Annotated in this window: 19 protein-coding genes; 11 read left to right on the top strand and 8 right to left on the bottom strand. The window is 60.9% G+C overall.

Annotated elements, in window-relative coordinates; genetic code table 11:
* Positions 1–342 precede the first annotated feature (342 nt).
* Together menD and ACFP6B_RS06260 are read right to left on the bottom strand one after the other, a co-directional pair.
* On the bottom strand, positions 343–2,070 hold the full coding sequence (gene menD / locus ACFP6B_RS06265; RefSeq protein WP_377128235.1) for a 2-succinyl-5-enolpyruvyl-6-hydroxy-3-cyclohexene-1-carboxylic-acid synthase: 1,728 nt from the start codon (positions 2,068–2,070) through the stop codon (positions 343–345).
* A 99-nt stretch (positions 2,071–2,169) separates the two neighbouring features.
* Positions 2,170–3,207 (bottom strand): o-succinylbenzoate synthase, encoded by a 1,038-nt coding sequence (locus ACFP6B_RS06260; RefSeq protein ID WP_377128232.1) that lies wholly within the window; start codon positions 3,205–3,207, stop codon positions 2,170–2,172.
* Between the two features lie 218 nt (positions 3,208–3,425).
* Here ACFP6B_RS06260 and ACFP6B_RS06255 point away from each other — a divergent pair, with 218 nt between their 5' ends.
* Positions 3,426–4,874, top strand: a complete 1,449-nt coding sequence (locus ACFP6B_RS06255; RefSeq protein ID WP_377128229.1) for a phosphatase PAP2 family protein — start codon at positions 3,426–3,428, stop codon at positions 4,872–4,874.
* Between the two features lie 102 nt (positions 4,875–4,976).
* Here ACFP6B_RS06255 and ACFP6B_RS06250 read toward each other — a convergent pair whose 3' ends face one another.
* Positions 4,977–5,891, bottom strand: coding sequence for an MBL fold metallo-hydrolase (locus ACFP6B_RS06250; protein WP_237222526.1), 915 nt, complete (start codon positions 5,889–5,891; stop codon positions 4,977–4,979).
* A 159-nt stretch (positions 5,892–6,050) separates the two neighbouring features.
* Here ACFP6B_RS06250 and gluQRS point away from each other — a divergent pair, with 159 nt between their 5' ends.
* The 7 genes from gluQRS to ACFP6B_RS06215 all read left to right on the top strand — a co-directional run bounded on the left by gluQRS (position 6,051) and on the right by ACFP6B_RS06215 (position 14,036).
* Complete coding sequence (gene gluQRS, locus ACFP6B_RS06245; protein ID WP_377128225.1) at positions 6,051–7,037, top strand: tRNA glutamyl-Q(34) synthetase GluQRS; 987 nt, start codon at positions 6,051–6,053, stop codon at positions 7,035–7,037.
* Positions 7,038–7,045: 8 nt separating this feature from the next.
* Positions 7,046–7,984 carry an EamA family transporter gene (locus ACFP6B_RS06240; protein ID WP_377128222.1) on the top strand — a complete coding sequence of 313 codons (939 nt, stop codon included), beginning with the start codon at positions 7,046–7,048 and terminating at the stop codon, positions 7,982–7,984.
* A 225-nt stretch (positions 7,985–8,209) separates the two neighbouring features.
* Positions 8,210–9,709, top strand: a complete 1,500-nt coding sequence (putP, locus tag ACFP6B_RS06235) for a sodium/proline symporter PutP (RefSeq protein WP_377128219.1) — start codon at positions 8,210–8,212, stop codon at positions 9,707–9,709.
* A 191-nt stretch (positions 9,710–9,900) separates the two neighbouring features.
* Positions 9,901–10,854: a 1,4-dihydroxy-2-naphthoyl-CoA synthase gene (locus tag ACFP6B_RS06230; protein WP_377128216.1), complete on the top strand. Its 954-nt coding sequence runs from the start codon at positions 9,901–9,903 to the stop codon at positions 10,852–10,854.
* A gap of 238 nt (positions 10,855–11,092) precedes the next feature.
* On the top strand, positions 11,093–11,347 hold the full coding sequence (locus ACFP6B_RS06225) for a type II toxin-antitoxin system Phd/YefM family antitoxin (RefSeq protein WP_185174196.1): 255 nt from the start codon (positions 11,093–11,095) through the stop codon (positions 11,345–11,347).
* A gap of 8 nt (positions 11,348–11,355) precedes the next feature.
* Positions 11,356–11,613 carry a Txe/YoeB family addiction module toxin gene (locus ACFP6B_RS06220; protein WP_377128212.1) on the top strand — a complete coding sequence of 86 codons (258 nt, stop codon included), beginning with the start codon at positions 11,356–11,358 and terminating at the stop codon, positions 11,611–11,613.
* Positions 11,614–11,831: 218 nt separating this feature from the next.
* Positions 11,832–14,036, top strand: a complete 2,205-nt coding sequence (locus ACFP6B_RS06215) for an acyltransferase family protein (RefSeq protein WP_377128209.1) — start codon at positions 11,832–11,834, stop codon at positions 14,034–14,036.
* 72 nt (positions 14,037–14,108) lie between these two features.
* Here ACFP6B_RS06215 and ACFP6B_RS06210 read toward each other — a convergent pair whose 3' ends face one another.
* Positions 14,109–14,336 carry a hypothetical protein gene (locus ACFP6B_RS06210; RefSeq protein WP_377128206.1) on the bottom strand — a complete coding sequence of 76 codons (228 nt, stop codon included), beginning with the start codon at positions 14,334–14,336 and terminating at the stop codon, positions 14,109–14,111.
* Positions 14,337–14,338: 2 nt separating this feature from the next.
* Complete coding sequence (locus tag ACFP6B_RS06205; protein WP_237184993.1) at positions 14,339–14,515, bottom strand: hypothetical protein; 177 nt, start codon at positions 14,513–14,515, stop codon at positions 14,339–14,341.
* A 106-nt stretch (positions 14,516–14,621) separates the two neighbouring features.
* Between ACFP6B_RS06205 and ACFP6B_RS06200 the strand changes: the two genes are divergently transcribed.
* On the top strand, positions 14,622–15,887 hold the full coding sequence (locus ACFP6B_RS06200) for an AMP-binding protein (RefSeq protein ID WP_377128203.1): 1,266 nt from the start codon (positions 14,622–14,624) through the stop codon (positions 15,885–15,887).
* A gap of 90 nt (positions 15,888–15,977) precedes the next feature.
* The gene (locus tag ACFP6B_RS06195; protein WP_377128200.1) at positions 15,978–16,895 is read left to right on the top strand and encodes a 1,4-dihydroxy-2-naphthoate polyprenyltransferase; all 918 of its coding nucleotides are present in this window, start codon (positions 15,978–15,980) and stop codon (positions 16,893–16,895) included.
* Here ACFP6B_RS06195 and ACFP6B_RS06190 read toward each other — a convergent pair.
* Positions 16,892–17,176, bottom strand: coding sequence for a DUF4229 domain-containing protein (locus tag ACFP6B_RS06190; RefSeq protein WP_185174190.1), 285 nt, complete (start codon positions 17,174–17,176; stop codon positions 16,892–16,894). The genes ACFP6B_RS06195 and ACFP6B_RS06190 overlap by 4 nt on opposite strands.
* A gap of 117 nt (positions 17,177–17,293) precedes the next feature.
* Here ACFP6B_RS06190 and ACFP6B_RS06185 point away from each other — a divergent pair, with 117 nt between their 5' ends.
* Positions 17,294–17,689, top strand: a complete 396-nt coding sequence (locus ACFP6B_RS06185) for a PLD nuclease N-terminal domain-containing protein (protein WP_377128197.1) — start codon at positions 17,294–17,296, stop codon at positions 17,687–17,689.
* A 76-nt stretch (positions 17,690–17,765) separates the two neighbouring features.
* On the opposite strand, the gene ACFP6B_RS06180 is transcribed toward ACFP6B_RS06185, so the two are convergent.
* Positions 17,766–18,827: a DUF1129 domain-containing protein gene (locus tag ACFP6B_RS06180; protein ID WP_377128194.1), complete on the bottom strand. Its 1,062-nt coding sequence runs from the start codon at positions 18,825–18,827 to the stop codon at positions 17,766–17,768.
* A gap of 38 nt (positions 18,828–18,865) precedes the next feature.
* Positions 18,866–19,183 carry a PadR family transcriptional regulator gene (locus tag ACFP6B_RS06175; RefSeq protein WP_377128191.1) on the bottom strand — a complete coding sequence of 106 codons (318 nt, stop codon included), beginning with the start codon at positions 19,181–19,183 and terminating at the stop codon, positions 18,866–18,868.
* Between the last annotated feature and the right edge of the window lie 137 nt (positions 19,184–19,320).

The raw sequence follows: 19,320 nt of genomic DNA, 5'->3' as shown, positions 1-19,320 counted from the left end.
TGAGCTTCGTGCTCGCATAGGAGATGCTCCCCATTAGTTGGTGACTGTTTTTTAGTAGTCCAACTTATGGGGAGCAGTTCACAGGTGTGGAGGGGCTTTTGCGTTAAGATTCAGCGCAGACGGGCGCCCGCAGGCTCGTAGCGAAGCTGCTGGCTCGATGAAGTGAGCGAGTGCGAGCGCGCGAGCACACAAGAGCGAACGAAATCCGCCGTCAGGCGGGGCGTGAGGGTCAGGCTTACGCCTATTCCGCCCGCAGATTTTTTTCCTCGCGCGCTCGGAATCTGCTGGGCTTCATCCAGCATGAGCCTGCGGGTACCCGAGCCACACAACTGCTAGAAGACCCTACGGCCGCACCACCCTGACGCTGATCCCGTTCTCGCCCCAGGCTGCTGCGAGTTCTTCGAGCTGGGCGGTGTGCGGGGTGGTGAAGAATCGGCGGACGGCCGGGGCGAATTTCTCGTGCTGGGCTAGTTGGCTGTGTTCCAGGGTTGAGAAGATTCCGCCGCCCCGGTCGTCATAGACCAGTACGTCAAGGTTGGGTTTGCGTTCGAGGGGGCCGATGTTGAGGGAGCCGGTATCGTGTAGGAAGGTGAGGTCCCCGACGAGCACGCGTACCGGGCGGTTGAGGGTCAGGGAGATTCCGGACGCGGTGGCGATGGTGCCGTCGATGCCGGCTAGTCCGCGGTTAGCAAAGACCAGCGGTGAGGCGGCCAGGGAGGGGGCGATGAGGTCAAGGTCGCGGATGAGGTTGGATGAGCCCACCATCAGCACGGCGCCATCTTCTAGGCAGCTCCGCCAGGTGGCTTCTGCCAGGGCGTAGCCTGCGGTGCGGTCGGCTGAGCTTGCGTCGGGTTGGTCGTTCAGGGTGTAGGTGCCTGCCCGGTAGTTGGCGACCTGCTGGTTCAGTTCCCGGGCTAGTTCCTGCCCGGCTTCGCTCCAGCTGGTCGTCCATTTGTGGCCGTCCTCGGTGGTAGCTCCCCGACCTGTGCCTGCGAAGTTGGCCAGTTCAGCCAGGGTCGCAATCTCCCGCAGGTCAAGGGCCCCGGGCTCATACCAGGGGGCAGGTGAGGGGGCGTAGAGGGCGCGTTCTACCGCGGAGTTGGCCAGTAGGGTGGCAACCGGCCGGGAGAGGGTGGGGTGACCGAAGATAACAGCCCGCTCAACCTGCTGCCCCAGGTGCCCTGCCAACACCTGCCGGTAGGCGGGCACAGCCAGGGGCGAGAAGCGGGCGTTCGATGAGGGTTCGGCCAGCAAGGGTAGACCCTGCTGCTGGGCAAAGGCCTGGGCGATAGGCCCTGCTCCGTCACCGGCTACCACGACGGCACGGCGGGCGGTACCGGCGCCGTCCGTCCGCCCAGCCCCCTTGCCAGTGCCTGCGTGTAGCCAGCTAGCTGCGCTGGGGTCAGCCGGGGGTAGTGGGGTGGCAGGTGCCGGTGGGTTTTCGGCCAGCGAGCGCGCCCAGCGCTCTAGAATCTGCTGGTCTAGAGGGTTGGGGGTAAGCGGGGTGTCAAGGGCCAGGTTGATCTGGACGGGGCCCCGCGGGGTGTTTGCGGGGGCGTCCCAGTTATCTGCTGAACGCCCGGTCAGAGCTGCGAGCGCTGCGTTGAGCTGGGCGCTCTGGGGGTCGGCTGGGTCGGCCGTGTAGTTTTCGAGGGTGCAGGACGCTCGGGTGTGGGCGGGAGCAATCACTTGCTGGTCGGTGGTTTGGTTGGCGCCGGTACCCTGGAGCCGGGCAGGGCGGTCGGCCGAGAGCAGGGCCAGGGGTGCGCCGGCGTGGTAGGCCTCCATGAGGGCCGGGAGGCACTCGCCCACGGCGGTGCCGCTGGTGGTGACGATACCCACCGGTTGGCCGCTGGCCTTGGCCATTCCCAAAGCGGTGAAGGCGGCGCTGCGCTCGTCGATGCGCACGTGGGCTTCGATGACTCCTGCCTGGTCTAGGGCGGCGAGGGCGTAGGCTAGGGGGGCTGAGCGTGAGCCCGGAGCGATGAGAACATGCCGCATTCCTGCCCGCACCAGGGTGTCGAGCACAGAAATTGCGGTCATAAAGGAGGTTGAGGGTGCATCAGTCACCCCACCAGTTTACTCGCTGCGCTCAGCGCTGGGGCCAGGCCGGTTTTCCGCCAAGACCTTCTAGGAGGCAGGGCAGGCTTCGGTGGGCTAGGGCGGGCCCTAAGCTGCCGTCTGGTCTAATAGGCGGTAACAGGCCTCGATACGGCGGTGCCACCAGGCGGTGCGTTCGGGGCTGGCTGCTGCCTCTTCGAGGAGCCGGGGGTCAGGGGCGATATCGCACAGGGGCAGGTAGCCGTCTCGGGCTACGAGGGGGCTGGGGGTGACGTCCTGAGCCAGGAGGGAGACCGTGCCCAGCCCGCACCCGTAGGGCAACTGGGGCAGGGCAGCGGCCAGCGCTGCCCCGGTACGGATGCCGACCGAACTTTCAAGAGCCGATGAGACAACCGCAGGTAGGGCGGCCTGCTCCACTAGCTCTAGGGCCCGTCTGACTCCTCCCAGGGGTGCGGCCTTAATAATCATCAGGTCAGCTGCTCCCAGGCGGGCGACCCGTAACGGGTCATCAGCCTTACGCACTGCCTCATCGGCGGCGATCAGTAGAGGGTTACCCCGGGCTCGCAGTGCCTCACGCACCCGGGCCAGGCCCTCGATACCCGGCACAGGCTGCTCAGCGTAAAGCAGGTCGTAGTCAGCCAGCTCGGTCAGGGCGCGGACGGCCTGGCCCTCCTCCCAGCCGCCGTTGGCGTCAATCTTCAGGCGAGCCCCGGGGCAGGCCGCGCGGACGGCCGCTACCCGGGCCAGGTCCTGGGCCAGGGATTCTTCAAAGGGCAGGCCCGCCTCAGCCACCTTAATTTTAATTTCCCGCACCTGCCCCTGGTAGCGGGCTAATACGTCCTCTACCGCCTGAGCAGGCACCGCGGGCACCGTAGCATTGAGCGGAATGCTGGTACGCAGCGGCTGGGGGTAGGGCAGCCAAGCCGCTTCGATAGCGCAGGCCAGCCAGGCGGATGCCTCCACGGGCTCATATTCGAGGAAGGGGGCAAACTCGCCCCATCCTTCCGGCCCCTGAATCAGAGCGGTTTCACGTAGGCTGACACCGCGGAACTTCACCCTCATAGGCAGGGCTACTACACGGGTCGCCGATAAGATTTCTTCAAGCGGGGGCAGGGGAACGTTAAGGGGCAGGGCGCTAGCTGTCATACTTTCTAATCTACTCTTCTACCGCTTCTGCGGGGCTGTGTTCAGGTGCTCGCGCAACATTAGGGGTTCTCTCAGGAAAGTCCCATGTGAGTTTGTCACAATGGCAGTGCAGGCTGAGCCTGTTCATCTCTAGCAGGGTCTAGGGCTGAAATAAGAGGCACGGCTTGGTAGGCTCGTTGACGTGTCTACACGCAGCAGAAAGGTCTTTAGGGATAACTGTGAGTTTTGAGAAGCGCGATTCTAACGCTGTTTCTGGCGCACCCGACGATGCCACCGAGGTGCTCATGCCCCAGGCCTACGACGACCGCACGGTCGCTCTGCCGGTGAGCCCCGGTGAAGACGCTACCGAGCTGCTTCCCGCTTCTCAGACCCGCGCCGCTTTTATGGACGATGACGCCACCGTGGTACTCCCTGCCGCGCCTTCTGCCCCCCAGGGTGAGGCCATCAAAGCTAAATTGCAGGCCGGTACCGCCAGTGGTCTGGCGGCAGCTAAGACCGGTTTTGCTGCCGCCCAGACTGCAGCTCAAGAGGCAGCCCATAGAGTCAAGAAGGAACGCGCCGCCCGCGCCGCGGCCAAAGCCCGCGCCCAGGCTGCGGCCCCGCGTCCGGACGCCGTCACCGCCCACCGGGCGCCACAGGCTAGCTACAGGCCCCCTGCCGCTGCTCCGCAAGGACGACCCCGCCCCGGCTACCCGGCGCAGGCCCAGCCGGGCTACGGCCGTCCGCCCTACCAGCAGGCTCACTCGGGTGAGGACTCCCCCTCAGGCCGCTTGCATATGCTGACCCCCTCCCATATTCGGCAGACCCGCCCCTCGCTCTGGACCCTGATCCAGCACTTCTTTGCGGCAGGAACCCTCTTCTGCCTTCTGATGGCGGCCTTTATTTTCTTTATTACAACGCCAACCGGCCAGGAGCTCGACGAGATTTCCTTCCAGGAGTTCTCCTACCAGTTCATGACCTATACCGAGCAAACCTCCACCCTGCTCGACTTCGTTCCTACCGCTGCCGGTATTACCGCGGCTATCGGTATTCTCTTTGTGCTCCTGTGGAAGCACCGCTTTGTGCCCGCCCTGGTGGGTGTGGCCATTGCCGCCGGGGCTAACCTCACCACCCAGCTGCTGAAGAACTACATCATCGTCAAGCCCAACCTGGGTATTCAGGAGGCCCTGGGCAACTCAGCGCCGTCCGGTCACACGACCTTCGCAGCCGCTGCGGGCCTGGCCCTCTTCCTGGCCTCCCCCAAGCGTTTCCGCCCCACCGTAGCCCTGATCAGCATGGTCTTTACGGTAGCGGCCGGCTATTCCACCGTGGTCAATGGTTGGCACCGCCCAGCCGATGTGGTCACAGCTATTCTGGTCACCGGTCTCTGGGGTGTGCTGGGGCTCGTGATTCTGCGTTTCATGCGCTCAGAAGAGCTTGATATGAGCGATACCCAGCGGTCGGGGCTGATTCTGGTTCCCCTGCTTTCTATCTCGGGGTTCTTCTCGGGTTTCTGCGCTCTGGCCCTCTACTGGGTCACCTACACTAACCCGATTCCCGGCTCTGCCTTTATGGCAGCAATCTGCATGATTGGGGCGGTAGCGGCCCTGACCACCAGCACCCAGGTCGCCCTGCTACGCCCCCAGAACAAGAAGCGCAGCGCCTACCGAAAGGTTTGGGCTTACTAATACAGACTGGATTCATTTTAAAGGCAAGAGCTACCCGGCATTTAGCTGGGTAGCTCTTTCTTTCTATCGCCTAAGCTTCTGAGCAAAACGTGCGAGGGACTTCTAGCCCTGCCCAAGGGTAATGGGGCCGGTCAGGCCGGAGGCAGCGTCCCCCTCGAAGGTGACGGTCGAGAGCCCCTGCCCCTCAGCCTCACGGGCTTCAAGCTTCATTAGGCGGTCAAGCAGAATACGGGTGGACCCGCCCGAATAGGGCAGCTGGTACATGGAGGCTGTGGTGGCCCCCTTGACCTTCTTCAGGGCAGAGTCAGCAATTTTCTGCACGGCATCTTCCATGGTGTCGGCCATGCGCTCGATAAAGGTGCTCTCTACCGGGGTGCCGTGACCGGGAACGAAGATACGGTAGCGGTCTAGCCCTGCCAGGGTGCGCAGGGTGCTGACCCACAGTTCGGGGTAGGAGTCGTCGAAGGCGGGGTCTGAGCCCTGCTCGATAATATCGCCGGCAAACAGGACGTCGTCTACGCCTACGAGAACGTCCCCGTCAGTATGGGCCAGGCCCAGGTACATGAGGGTAACGGCCCGCTGGCCTAGCTCTACGCGGGTAAAGGCCGGGCGGGTGCCGTCACCGGGCAGGAAGCGGGTGGGTACCACAAGCTCGGTGTTGGGGCCCTGCTGGTGGGCCATCTCGGGTTCTAGCACCTCAACGTAAAGACGCTGGCGGTCGCCGTAGCTTTCGATAGCTCGGGCGGCGCGGGGGTGGGCCCAGATGTCGGTGACCCCGTCGGCGGCGAACACGGCATTGCCCATAAAGCGGTCGAAGTGCGCGTGGGTGTTGACCGCGACCAGGGGCAGGTCGGTGACCCGGCGGACCGCTCTTAGAATCTCAGCGCCCTGACGGGGCCCGGCACCGGTATCAATCACCATAGCCTTCTCTGCGCCCACAATCAGACCGGAGTTAAGACGGTAGTTATCCGTTGAGATCTGATAGATACCATCGGCAATTTCAAGAGTTCTAGCCATACTCTCTAAGGTACTGGACTCAGGCAGGTGAGCAGCCTGTTTAAACCCCACTTGCGGGGTTATTTCTTGCCACACTGCACTTTTTGACAGCTCTCTGCCTACTCAGCGCAACCTTCTGTCATATTGCAAAAGCCTGTGAGCTACTAGACTAGAGGGGTGATGTCTTCTACTTCCGCCCCCGTTTCGCCCCCGTCCGCTCCTCTGCCCTGCGGCCGTTACGCGCCCTCCCCCTCGGGTGACCTGCACCTGGGCAACCTGCGCACCGCCCTGCTGGCCTGGATGATGGCCCGCACCGCGGGGGGCCGTTTTGTGATGCGGGTGGAGGATTTAGACCGGGTCAAGAAGGGGGCGGCAGAGCGTCAGCTGGCCGACCTTGCCGCCCTGGGCATCGACTGGGATGGGGAGGTACTCTACCAGTCCACTCGCCTAGCTGCCTATGCGGATGCCCTGACCCGCCTGCGCGAGGCCGGGCTAGTTTACGAGTGCTACTGCACCCGCAAAGAAATTCAGGAGGCCTCCAGCGCCCCGCACGGCGCCCCCGGTGCCTACCCCGGCACTTGCCGCAACCTCACCGAGGCAGAACGGGCTGAGCGCAGGCAGCTTCGGCCGGCGTCCTTGCGCCTGAAAGCCCAGGTGAGCGAATGGACTGTCACCGACCGTTTCGCCGGGGAATACACCGACGCGGTCGACGATTTTGTGCTGGTGCGGGCCGACGGGGTCTACGCCTACAACCTGGTGTGTGTGGTCGATGACGATTACCAGGGGGTCACCGAGGTGGTGCGCGGCGACGATCTGCTGCCCTCTGCTCCCCGCCAGGCCTATCTAGCTCACCTATTGGGGTTGCAGGTGCCTGTCTACGCCCATGTTCCCCTGGCCCTCAACACCGAGGGCAAGCGCCTGGCTAAACGGGACGGGGCCGTGACCCTTGCTGAGCTCACCGCCGCCGGAGTCAGTACCGACCACATCATGCGCATGATTGCTGCCTCTATTCCGCTGCCCCCGATCACCGGAGAAAACGCGGGCGAGAAGGGCCCCCACCTGCCCGAAACAGCTGCTGAGATGCTCTCTGTCTTTAGCCCCGACCGTATCAAACGGGCCCCCTGGACGGTGGTAGACCCGCTGCTCGAAAGCACCTGCGGGCTTTAGGAGGCGCTGTGAACCTCGCTGACCGCATACCGGCCGAACGCCGGGGCACCGCTGCCCTGCTTCTGATCCTCACTGGCTCCCTGGGTATTCAGATTTCAGCTGCGATTGTCTCGGTGCTCTTTGCTAGCGTTGGCCCCACCCAGGTCGCCGCCCTGCGTGCCCTGATTGCCGCTGTGGTCCTGTGGGCGCTGGTGCGGCCTAACCCCCTTGCCCTGCGGCAGCGGGACCTTCCCCAGGTGCTGGTCTACGGGCTGGTGCTGACCCTGATGAGCGTCTGTTTCTACAACGCGGTGCACCATATTCCTTTGGGTGTAGCGGTGACCTTTGAATACCTGGGTGCCTTTGTGGTGGCCCTGCTCGGTGTGCGGCGCCTGCGCGACGGGCTCATCGCCTTTTTCGCTCTGGCCGGAGTCGTGATGATTGCCGGGCCTACACTCGCGGGGGACGCCCACCCTATCGGCTTTATCTGGGCCCTCGGGTCAGCCGCCTCGATGGCCGGCTACACCATCTTCTCAGCCCGCATGGGTTCAGTATCCGACGCAACCAGCGGCCTGCGCGGCACCACCATGTCGCTGGCTTTTTCGGCCCTCATCCAACTGCCCCTATCGGTGCCCGCCATGGCGGGGCTGGACTCGGACGCCTGGTTCAAGCTGGCTCTCTCCGCCATCGTGGGCGTAGCCCTGGCCTATTCTGCCGATAACATCGCCGGGCAGCTGACCAGCGCCGCCGTCATCGGGGTGCTTTTCTCCATCGATCCGGTGGTAGGGGCCATCGTGGGCACTTTCATGCTGGGTGAAGTGCTCTCTGCCTGGTCTTACCTGGGCATTGTGCTCATCGCCGCCTCCGGCGCCTACATCGTCTGGCGCACCAACAGGTCAGCCATCGCGGTAACACTGCATACATCGGCCCTACCCGTGATAGATCCACGCTCGCAGAAGCACTCTTAAGAAAAGCTCACCGTTTTTGTACGAAGATTCTAAATAGCTTCAGGCGGCGAGATAGTGTCACCCAGACCCTCAGGGTGTAAGCTAACGCACAGACCAAAACCTGCATGCGGGAAGATGCCTCAAGTAATCTAAACAAGATACTTTAGAGAAACTGCACATAAGGGAAGGTGCGCCGACGCACCCACCCCAGCCCGCACGTCCTCGCCTACAACCCAAGGGGAGCTCATGAGCAACACCACCTACCAGCTGATAGCCCTGGCTATCTACTTCGCCGCCATGGTCGGCATCGGCATCTGGGCCAAGTCCAAGAACAACAACCTCGACGACTACGTGCTCGGCGGGCGCTCCCTCTCCCCCACCGCAGCGGCCCTCTCAGCGGGTGCCTCGGACATGTCGGGCTGGCTCCTCATGGGCCTACCCGGCGCCCTCTACATCACCGGCCTGGCTGAAGCCTGGATTGCCATCGGCCTAACTGCCGGTGCCTGGCTCAACTGGAAGTTCGTGGCCCCCCGCCTGCGCGCCTACACCGAGGTCTCCCGTAACTCGGTGACCGTCCCCTCCTTCTTCCACAACCGCCTGCGCGACCCCCGAGGCATCATCCGCATCTTCGCCGCCCTGGTCATCCTGATTTTCTTCACCTTCTACGTCTCTTCCGGTATGGTCGCCGGTGGCGTCTTCTTCCAGTCCTCATTCGGCGGTAACTACCACACCGGCATGCTACTGGTCGCCGGCATCACCGTCGCCTACACCCTCTTCGGCGGCTTCCTGGGTGCAACCTACACCGACGTCGTCCAGGGCCTGCTCATGCTCACCGCTCTGATTGTTCTGCCGATCATGGCCCTGGTTTACGTCGGCGGCTTCTCCGGCCTTGAAACCACCATCGAGTCCGTCAACCCCACCGCCCTCTCCCTCTTTGCGGGCACCACCGTGCTGGGTATTCTTTCCTCAGCTGCCTGGGGTCTGGGCTACTTCGGCCAGCCCCACATCATCGTGCGCTTCATGGGTCTACGCTCAGCCCAGGACGCCACCGCCGGCCGCCGCATCGGCATCACCTGGATGATCGCCACCCTGGTCGGTGCCATGAGCGCCGGTCTCATCGGTATCGCCTACTTTGCCCGCCACCCCGAAGCAACCCTGACAGACACCACCAATGCTGAGTCGGTCTTCCTGGATATGTCCCAGATTCTGCTCCACCCCCTGCTGGCCGGGTTCGTGCTGGCAGCGGTGCTGGCAGCTATTATGTCAACCCTTTCCTCCCAGCTGATTGTCTGCTCATCTGCCCTAGCTGAAGACCTCTACAAGCTCACCAGCGGCGGCAAGGAACTCTCAGATGCTAAAGGCCTCTGGCTAGGCCGCGCGGGCGTGCTGGTTGTCTCTGTCATCGCAGGCCTGCTGGCCTGGAACCCCGACTCCTCCGTGCTCTCCCTGGTCTCCTTCGCCTGGGCAGGCTTCGGCGCAGCCTTCGGCCCCATCGTGATTCTCTCCCTCTACTGGCGCAAGCTCACCGCACTTGGTGCCGTCGCAGGCATGGTGGCAGGCACCATCACCGTTTTCGTCTGGGGCTACAACGAGGTGCTCTCGGGTTACATGTACGAGATTGTACCCAGCTTCCTGGTCAACCTGCTCTTTGCCTACCTGGTGTCGGTTGCCACCTACAAGAGTGACTCCGCCACCGCCCGCGAGATCAACGAAGAGTTCGACCGCGCCGTGGAGCTCTCCCGCTAGCAGCTTCGTCTAAGTCAGGACGCCGCACCCCACTCCCCTGCCTGCGGGCAGGGGCGCTGGGGGCGGCGTCCGTCCTTTTCTGCGCTGAATGTCGTCGAAAGTTTCATCTGCGTGTTCTTTGAACGCGCAGATGAAACTTTCAATTACATACGAGGAACCAGCCCGGGGCGCCCCTGGGTAGACTGGTGGCTATGACTAACGAACTTCCTGCCAAGGTTTCTGATATTTTCGATCCCCACCAGTGGCGCCTGGTTGAGGGCTTTGAGGACCTCACCGATGTCACCTACCACCGCCAGGTGGAGCGCAACGAGGCCGGTGAGATTCTGCGGGATCTGCCGACCGTCCGCATCGCTTTTGACCGCCCCGAGGTGCGTAACGCCTTCCGTCCGCACACCGTCGACGAACTCTACCGGGTGCTGGATCACGCCCGCATGACCTCTAACGTGGGCACCGTGCTGCTGACCGGCAACGGCCCCTCTGCCAAGGACGGCGGCTGGGCCTTCTGCTCCGGCGGCGACCAGCGCATTCGCGGCCGCGACGGCTACCGCTACGCCGAGGGCGAGACCCGCGATTCGATTGACCCGGCCCGCGCAGGCCGCCTGCACATTCTGGAGGTGCAGCGCCTGATTCGCACCATGCCCAAGGTAGTTATCGCCCTGGTCTCGGGCTGGGCGGCCGGTGGCGGCCACTCCCTGCATGTGGTTGCTGACCTGACGATCGCCTCAGAAGAGTACGGCAAGTTCAAGCAGACCGATGCGACCGTGGGATCCTTTGACGCCGGCTACGGCTCAGCCCTGCTGGCCCGCCAGGTGGGCCAGAAGTTTGCCCGCGAGATTTTCTTCCTGGCCAAGGAGTACGACGCCCAGCGCATGTACGAGATGGGCGCTGTGAATGACGTAGTACCCCACGCCGAGCTGGAGAAAAAGGGCCTGGAGTACGCAGCCCATATTGCCCGCCAGTCCCCGCAGGCTATCCGTATGCTCAAGTTCGCTTTCAACCTTCCGGACGACGGCATGGTCGGCCAGCAGGTCTTTGCCGGCGAGGCCACCCGCATGGCCTACATGACCGACGAGGCCGTCGAGGGCCGCGACGCCTTCCTTGAGAAGCGCGACCCCAACTGGGAGAACTACCCCTACTACTTCTAGCCGCCCACCGGCGTCCGCGTGCCCGGCTCAGTGCCGCGCCGCAGGCTAAGTGCCCACCAGACTCTCGTACTGCCCACCTTCCCTATGGACAGTACGAGAGTCTGATGGGCTTTCTTCTCTGTCTGAGCAAAAAATAAGACGATACTTCCCCTGCGGTGTGCGGTATTCCAAAGGAAAAAATATTAGCTCTTGAAGATACCTCCTCTCAAGCGTACAGTTTTCTGTACAGGAGGTTCTGATGAAAACTATGACCTACACCGAGTCCCGCGCCAACTACGCCCAGGTACTCGATATCGCGGTAGAAGACCTTGAAGAAGTCGTCATCACCAGGGCAGGGCGCGAACCTGCCGTCATTCTTTCACTTGCCGAATACGAATCGCTCAAAGAGACCGCTCACCTCTTACGTTCGCCTGCCAATGCCCGTAAGCTACTCGATGCAATCGATGAACTCGAAGCAGGCGGAGGCTCCAGTCAAGCACTTCTCGAAGATTAGGCAGCAGCGTGGAACTTATCTGGAGCAGTCAGGCCTGGGAAGATTACCTGTGGTGGCAAAAGCAAGATCGCAAGGTTCTCAAAAGAATTAATACCCTACTCAAAGATATCCAATGCAACGGTAACGAAGGCATTGGCAAGCCAGAGGCCCTGCGCAACAACCTCTCCGGCTACTGGTCCCGCAGAATTACCGAAGAGCACCGGCTGGTCTACAAAATCGTGGGCAACTCTGTGCGTATTGCAGCGGTGAGGTACCACTACGAGTAGACGCCGCAGCCAAAAGAAGAAAAACTGAGGTTCCACCAGACTCTCGCACTGCCCACCTTCACTGTGGACAGTACGAGAGTCTGGTGGGCATCTGTTGGAGCCTTGCCCCATAGACGCTCCACAGCGAATTGCGTATGTCCCTTCCGCATTCACCCTGCTGCGATGGTTTAGAGTTGATAAGCAGTTATCACCACCACACATTTTCTTTAAAGAGATTCATGGCCGCCGCATCCCGCCCAACTAAAAATTTCAGAAGCGATATACAAGCTCTAAGAGCTATCGCCGTCCTTCTCGTTATTGGCAACCACTTCTGGCCGAACTTCATCACCGGCGGATATATCGGGGTAGATATATTCTTCGTCATCTCGGGCTACCTCATCACGCTTCATCTCCTCAAAGAGCTCAGACAACGCAATACCGTCAGTTTTAAACACTTTTACGCGAACCGGGCTCGACGCCTGCTCCCGGCCGCGATCTTCGTCGGTGCAGTTTCTTTTATCGCAACGCTGGCACTTGCACCTGTAAGTTATTGGGGTCGCACCGCCTGGGACTTCTTCGCGGCGAGCGCCTATTTTCACAACTGGAATCTGTATGCCTCTGCAACAGACTATTTCGCCCAAGACAGCAACCCTACGGTATTTCAACACTACTGGTCCCTGTCAGTTGAAGAGCAGTTCTATCTCATCTGGCCGATAGCGCTTACGCTGCTATTTCTAGGAGCTTTCAAGGTAAAAACATTCCTTGGGGGCAACTCACGATTGCAGAACCTGGTATTGAGTTCAGGTGTTTTCACGCTACTTATTCTGTCTCTAGCATTCGCTCAAAGCCAGGTAGCATCTGGTCAGGCTGGGGCATATTTCAATACATTTACTCGCGTCTGGGAGTTTATGGTAGGCGCTCTGGTCGCTCTTCTCTCCCCGCTGTTTTTCTCGCTCAACAAGGCCTTCGATAATAGCTTCTACCCCAAGCTTCTCCGCAACCTAGCTCAGCTTGCAGCCTACCTCGTACTTCTGAGCTCAGCCTTTCTCTACACGGAAGAAAGCGGAGTACCCGGTTTAAGTACGCTAGCTGCGGTTCTTGCCGCTGCTGCCGTTATTGCAACAGGGCCGTTCACCTTTATGCCTTGGTTACGGTTTCTTGTTGAGGGGCGCCCTACGCAGTCCATCGGGGATATGTCGTATTCCCTGTATCTCTGGCACTGGCCTGTGGCCGTCCTTCTGCCCTTTGCCCTCGGCCACGCTGCCGAGTGGTGGACCTATATTGTGGTGCTTCCGCTTGTCTTTCTGCTGGCCTTCACGACGCAGAAGTTCATTGAAAACACCTTTCGTTTCAAGTTTAAGCCCCTCTTTGCCCCAAAAACTGTTTTCATCTCGGTTATCGCTACGTTAGCTCTTATTGGCACGAGTTCTGCAGCAACCCATTTCTATGCCCAGCAGTACTCTGCCCGTCAACAGGCGGAAATCCAGGCAAGTATGAACCAGGTCGCGGGTTCTGCGTCAGATACCAAAACATCGGGTGAAGAAAAAGAGACAGCAGAGATTAGCTGTGTTGGGGGTATGGCCCTTGTAAACACTGAGCACTGCAAGGAGGCCTTCACAGCAGAGCCTGTAATCGCTGCTGGCTCAGAAAGCGAAGCACCGTGGATACCGCTTGACCAAGAATGTGAAGTTCTTGAATCAACTGAGGTCCCCAACGGCGGGTCAAGGGTCAAGATTCACTGCAACTACGCTGCGGAATCGGCAGACCCCACGAAGGTCTGGTTTATCGGTGACTCACATATTGATCACTGGCGCCCAGCGGTTTACCCTATTGCCCGCGAAAAACAGTGGGATATGACGTTCTTTAGTCACTCAGGTTGCTCCCTCTGGGAGACTCCCCTGACCTACTGGCTTGCTCCTGGACGCCAGGTGCCCGTTGCCCAGACATTTTCAGATACCTGCCCCAAGTGGCCCGGCCGTGTCCTCAACGAGGTAACTCAGGAGAAGCCAGATTTAATTGTTATCGGTAACTACTCCAGTAGCCAGGGCCTTGAAAACGGTAGCGGCGCGCCCCAAGAAAAGCAGTATGCGAAAGCAATGAAACCCTGGGTTGATCGTTGGCAGGCGCAGGGCAGCAAGGTGGTTGTTGTTCGTGATGTTCCTACCGCGGGTTCTTCAGTTGGCCCCGATTGCGTATCGTATTCAGGTACGCAGTGCGTAGCATCCGCCAGTACTGTCTTATGGCCAGATCCCCAATTTGAGGCAGCTCGCTCTTTGAACATCCCCACCATCGATATGACCGACTACCTTTGCCCCGACGATTCCTGTCACGGGGTAATTGGCGGAATTCCGGTCTATTTCGACACCAACCATCTGTCGAAGAGTTACAGCATGTCTCTGTCGGCCCCGCTGAGTGAGAAGCTAGACGAAGCGCTTAAAGAATAAATATAAGTAGGACGCCCCGCCCCATCTTCTCCACGGAAGGCAGGGCGGGGCGTCCTTGCATTCGGCCCGGGGCTAGGCCTCAGGGCCTGCCATGCGCCGGGCAGCCTTGCGGTTGTCAATGGCGCGTTCTTCGAACTCCAGCTCGATAATGCGCAGCTTGTTCTTGCGGTGCCAGGTCAGCAGCACGTTGACCAGAAAGACCAAGAAAACCAGCATGAAGACCAGGTAGGCCAGTCCAATCACAGAAAGAACGACCTCCCCAGTAGTGGGCACCAGCGGATTAGTAGCAAGTACAGTCATGGTTAGGCTCCCTTGTCGGTGTTACCTGTGGCATTCTCACCCAGGCCCAAGCGCTTACGAATCACTCGAATTTCGGTCTTATTTTTCTTATGGAACCCCAGGAGCACTACAAAAAAGAGCACCAGCAGGGCCAGATAAAGTAGCAGAATCGCGATTTCTGCACCGGTTACTTCAAGCATGGGTTGGCTCCTATCTCGACCTTGAGAAGCAGAAGGTGTTACCTACAAGATTACCAAGTAGGCATACTATCTGGCAATAATCACCAGGCGTAGACTAAAAAGAGCCATGACACTAGATTCCCTTACCCCACTCCCCGCGCCTGCCCTGCCCGGGCCGGGCAGCGTCGTCCGCGTCGGAGCAGATCAGCCCACCAGCCCCACCCAGCAGGTCACCGAAGCCCTGTACACCTTCAGCACCTGCTTTACAGAGCTAGAGAGAGGGCAGGACGCCCCCGCCCTGGTGGTCACAACCAGCGGCTCCACCGGTGCCCCCAAACAGACGGTGCTTTCCACCTCAGCTTTACGTGCTTCGGCTCAGGGAACAGAAACAGCTACTGGGACAAGCAGCGCCCAGTGGCTCCTGGCTCTGCCCCTGCAGTACGTTGCCGGGGCACAGGTGGTGGCGAGGTCTGCCCTGGCAGGTACCGTCCCCGTCCTGACCGGCTCAGTCAGCGAGGGCACCCGCTTCACGGCCCAGGATTTTGTCAGCTCCGCCGAAAAGCTCTCAGCCCCGCAACGGCTGGTCTCCCTGGTACCCACCCAGCTACACCGCCTGCTCGAGACTCCGGAGGGCGCCCTCCGCGAAGAAACCCTCGCGGCCCTGCGCTCTTTCTCCGCAATTCTGTTGGGCGGGGCGCCGGCCAGCGCCGACCTCATCGCAAGCGCCCACGATCTGGCACTCCCCGTAGTGCGTACCTACGGGTCGGCCGAAACCGCCGGGGGCTGCGTCTACGAGGGCAAGCCGCTGGCGGGCGTCCGCGTGCAGATAGAAGCCGATGCCGCCGACCCACAAGCTCCTGGGCGTATCTGGCTGGGCGGGCCGACCATTGCCAGCGGCTACGCCAATGATCCTCAGCGCACCGCCGCCCACTTCTTTGTAGACGGTCAGGGAACCCGCTGGTACCGCACCGACGATCTGGGCACCCAAGACCTGCGCACCGGAGCCCTCACTGTAGCAGGTCGCGCCGACGACGTGCTCATTTCTGGCGGTATCAAAACCAGCGCGGCAGCCGTAGCTACCGCCCTCGAAAGTCACCCGGCTGTGCGTGAGGCCCTGGTGGCCGGGGTTCCAGATGCCCGCTGGGGTACCGCTATCGCCGCCGCCGTCACCCTGGTGGCGGGTAACAGCGCACACGCTTCTAAGCTTGCGAACGCCCTCCCCCAGCTGGTGGCAGAAAAGCTGGGGGCAGCGTCCGCCCCCAAACTCGTTAAGGTGCTCCCTGAGCTGCCGACTCTTCCCACCGGCAAGCCTGACCGGCGGGCCGTCCAGGCGCTCCTTGCAGAAGCCTGGAAAGCCCAGTCGGCGAACCGGGCTAGGTCACGCGGCCACTAGCGGGCGTCCACCGCTAAAAAGTGAGAGAATGGTGTGTATTTGTGGCGTAGCGACGCCACATCGAAACTTGGGTTGATAAGGAGCACAACAGTGGCAACGGTTGCACAGTGGATTGAAGGGGCGCGTCTGCGCACGCTCCCTTTGGCGGCAGCTCCTATCATTGCTGGTTCTGCGGCCGCCTACGAGGTGCACCAGTTCAAGCCCGGCCGCGCCCTACTGGCCTTCCTCGTGGCCTTCTTCTTGCAGGTGGGCGTCAACTACGCCAACGATTACTCCGATGGAATTAAGGGCACGGACGAGGTCCGCGTGGGCCCCCTGCGCCTGGTCGGCTCGGGCGTGGCCAAGCCCTCCCACGTGAAGATGGCAGCCTTTATCTGCTTTGGTCTGGCCGGCCTGAGCGGTCTGACCCTGATTATGCTCTCGCAGCAGTGGTGGTTCCTAGCTATCGGTGCCTCGGCTGTGCTGGCGGCCTGGGGTTACACTGGCGGCAAGCACCCCTACGGTTACATGGGCCTGGGCGATATTTTCGTCTTTATCTACTTTGGCCTGGTCGCTACCCTCGGCACCATGTTTACCCAGAGCAACCAGCTGACCCTGAGCTCCTGGGTCTTCGCCGTAGCCCTGGGGCTTTTCTCCTGCGCCCTGCTGATGGCTAATAACGTACGCGATATTCCCACCGACATTGAGGCGGGTAAGAAAACCCTAGCGGTGCGTCTGGGCGACCGCGCTTCGCGCATCACCTACGCCGTAGAGATGGGCCTGGGGCTGGCCCTGACCGCCCTGCTGGTTCCGCAGAACCCCTGGTACGCCCTGGCCTTTATTCTGATTGGGCCGGTTGTTCATTCAGCCCTGGTGGTGCTCTCGGGCGCCCTGGGCCGCGACCTGATTCCGGTACTTAAGCAGGCTGGCATCATTGCCCTCATATATTCACTGCTCATTGCCCTGGCGGTAGCCCTGCACCCGCTTGAAATCTTTGCTGAGCGGGCCACCGTCTTTACCGGCTACTAAAGGCCCTGGCTGCGGCGGGCGGCTTCGTCCAGCTCGTCTTCAATCGCCTGGTTTTCGTCTTCTAGGCTTGTTTTCTTGGGCTTGTTCTTGCGGCGGATCATCCGGTTAAAGTCGGCGGCTGCGGCGTCGTGCAGGCGGGGGAAGGCCAGGTAGCAGATGGCGAAGCCGATGAGCGCGCCGAAGATGATGGCCAGGATGAAGCCCACGCCAAAGTAGTAGGAGGCGAAGAAGGCGGCAGCTGAGAACAGCAGGCGGAGCAGGGAGTACTTCAGAAAATTCACCCCTTCATTCTACCCAACCCGCTGCGGGCAAGATCTGCACGGCGGGCGTCCGCTCAGCTGGCACGCTGTGAGCGCACAAAGAGGGGTGGGCGGGCCTGTTCATGGAAAAATGGGGGTATGGGTAGAGCTATTTTGATTATTGGCGGCGCCGCTCTTCTGCTGGGCGTGTGGATTTATTCGATTCTGGATGCCGCTCAGACCGACCGTTTGCGCGTTCGCACCCTGCCCAAGGGGGCCTGGCTTGCTGTGCTGGTGCTCTTTCCACTGCTGGGGTCGGTGCTGTGGTTCTGGCTGGGGCGGCCGCGCGGGTCGCGCCACGGGTCTTTTGGGGCGCCTGCTGCTAAGCCGCCGGTGGCTCCCGATGATGACCCTGAGTTTTTGAAGTTCCTTGAGGCCCGGGCCCGGCGCGAGCGCCAGGACGCCGAGTGGCAGCAGCGCAAGAACCGTAAGGACGCCGGTGGGCAGGGCTCTGCCCATGGCGAGGAGGCCACAGAGCCGGACGACGAGTCCTAGTTTTTTCGAACCCCACGTTTTGTCACGAGCCCCACGGTTTACAGGTGGGGCTCGTGACAAAACGTGGGGTTCGCTCTTATTTCTTGGCCTGGCGGTAGGTTCGGTAGTTCTTACAGAGCTCTAGAACCAAAACGCAGGCCACGAAGATGAAAAGGGGCAAACGCCAACTTAGGCTGGCCGAATCTGGAGTAGCCCACAGCCCATAACCCCAGAAACCAAGACAAGCGATCATCATGAGGGAATAGAGGTAGAGCCGGTAGGGCTTGACCTTCTTTTGCTCTGAGAGGGAACGGGCATAGGCTACCGGGTGGCCGAATTCTTCCAGGTAGCTACTGCCGCTTTCGCGGGCATGTTCTTTGACCCGGGAGACTTCTTTCCGTACACGGGCATCCGAAATATCGCCCCGCTTCCAGAGCTCCTGTTTGAATCGTGCAAGCCAGGTTTCGGGCTGACTGTAGTTATCGGTGCCTTCCATCACGTGAGTAGACCCCTTGGGAAGAGCAAGTGCAGCCAAGCCTCCTAGCAGAGCAGAGCCTGCTGCTACAGGCAGATGAAACCAGGCAGGAAAAGTTGTCGTCACAACCTCGTAGGACCAGAACAGCAGGAAAGCTACACCGCATGCGAGAACAAGAACAATCAGAGCCGATACCGCAACACCTGATGTAAAACCGAGCTTAGATCGAAGCCGCTGGAAGAGGGCAGTTGAAAACATGACGGCAAACCCTAGGAAGGCTGGGAGTAGGTAGAAGGCCACCGGCTGGGAGCTCGGCCTATCGCTGGGTAGTACGCTGACCACCCAGAAAAGGATGCTAAAGAACGCCCCGGTCAAGAAACCTGCCACGATTACTTCTTTGAGGGCCCATGGTTCGTCTTCGGAAAAGGCCTGGGTCCCCTTTTCGCGCCAGGTGGTGATTTTTTCTGCGGCCCATTCCTCGGGCGTACCGTAGAGGTCGGTGGTACTTTGACCGGTTTCAGCTACCTGGCGGATGACGCCGTTGAGGGCGCTTTCACTGGTGACTGCTTTGACACCGTTCGTAGCTAGGGTCGCAAAGGCAGTTTGCACCCAGTCTTTGTCTGCCGGGTTGTCGCTGGCTTCTTCGATTGCGACGGTCAGGCGTTCGTAGGGGTTAGTTGCCATGTCTCCTCCTTGAGTCATGTTGAAACACTTCTGGCGGTTTAGGCTCCAAGGACGCTGGTCAGCCGGGCCAGGGTGGCTCGCTCCTCGGCGAGTTGGCGGGCGCCTGCGTCCGTGAGCCGGTATTGGCGGCGGGCAGGGCCGCTCTCCCCTTCCGTCCAGGTGGTGGTGACGTACCCGGCTTCCTCCAGTTTGGACAGCGCCGGGTAGAGGGAGCCACCGCGTAAGCGTCCGTAGCCCAGCTCTTCTAGGCGGGTAGCCAGACCGTAGCCGTGCAGGTCATCCTGCTCTAGGCAGGCTAGGACGGCGGTGGGCAGGGTTGCCCGGATCAGGGAAGGCGGGTAGGTAGTAGGTTGCATATCACACCCCTCTCATATCTAAGTACACCATATACCTAGATAGGTTTCAAGACTTTTGTTGTTTATTACCGAACAACGCCTACGCAGAAGCCCCCGCTCACAAGGTGCGGGGGCTTTTTTGAACCTGTGGAAAAGCG

It is taken from the genome of Rothia nasimurium (assembly GCF_042660305.1).
Lineage (GTDB): Bacteria > Actinomycetota > Actinomycetes > Actinomycetales > Micrococcaceae > Rothia > Rothia nasimurium.
The sequence above is the reverse complement of the archived record's forward strand: the minus strand, read 5'-3'. Positions and strand labels throughout refer to the sequence as shown.

What these genes read in the sequence shown, in the direction of transcription:
- ACFP6B_RS06260 (WP_377128232.1), bottom strand. Translation starts at nt 3,207, where the DNA reads ATGACAGCTAGCGCCCTGCCCCTTAACGTTCCCCTGCCCCCGCTTGAA.
- ACFP6B_RS06250 (WP_237222526.1), bottom strand. Translation starts at nt 5,891, where the DNA reads ATGGCTAGAACTCTTGAAATTGCCGATGGTATCTATCAGATCTCAACG.
- gluQRS (WP_377128225.1), top strand. Translation starts at nt 6,051, where the DNA reads ATGTCTTCTACTTCCGCCCCCGTTTCGCCCCCGTCCGCTCCTCTGCCC.
- putP (WP_377128219.1), top strand. Translation starts at nt 8,210, where the DNA reads ATGAGCAACACCACCTACCAGCTGATAGCCCTGGCTATCTACTTCGCC.
- ACFP6B_RS06230 (WP_377128216.1), top strand. Translation starts at nt 9,901, where the DNA reads ATGACTAACGAACTTCCTGCCAAGGTTTCTGATATTTTCGATCCCCAC.
- ACFP6B_RS06225 (WP_185174196.1), top strand. Translation starts at nt 11,093, where the DNA reads ATGAAAACTATGACCTACACCGAGTCCCGCGCCAACTACGCCCAGGTA.
- ACFP6B_RS06215 (WP_377128209.1), top strand. Translation starts at nt 11,832, where the DNA reads ATGGCCGCCGCATCCCGCCCAACTAAAAATTTCAGAAGCGATATACAA.
- ACFP6B_RS06210 (WP_377128206.1), bottom strand. Translation starts at nt 14,336, where the DNA reads ATGACTGTACTTGCTACTAATCCGCTGGTGCCCACTACTGGGGAGGTC.
- ACFP6B_RS06205 (WP_237184993.1), bottom strand. Translation starts at nt 14,515, where the DNA reads ATGCTTGAAGTAACCGGTGCAGAAATCGCGATTCTGCTACTTTATCTG.
- ACFP6B_RS06200 (WP_377128203.1), top strand. Translation starts at nt 14,622, where the DNA reads ATGACACTAGATTCCCTTACCCCACTCCCCGCGCCTGCCCTGCCCGGG.
- ACFP6B_RS06185 (WP_377128197.1), top strand. Translation starts at nt 17,294, where the DNA reads ATGGGTAGAGCTATTTTGATTATTGGCGGCGCCGCTCTTCTGCTGGGC.
- ACFP6B_RS06180 (WP_377128194.1), bottom strand. Translation starts at nt 18,827, where the DNA reads ATGGCAACTAACCCCTACGAACGCCTGACCGTCGCAATCGAAGAAGCC.
- ACFP6B_RS06175 (WP_377128191.1), bottom strand. Translation starts at nt 19,183, where the DNA reads ATGCAACCTACTACCTACCCGCCTTCCCTGATCCGGGCAACCCTGCCC.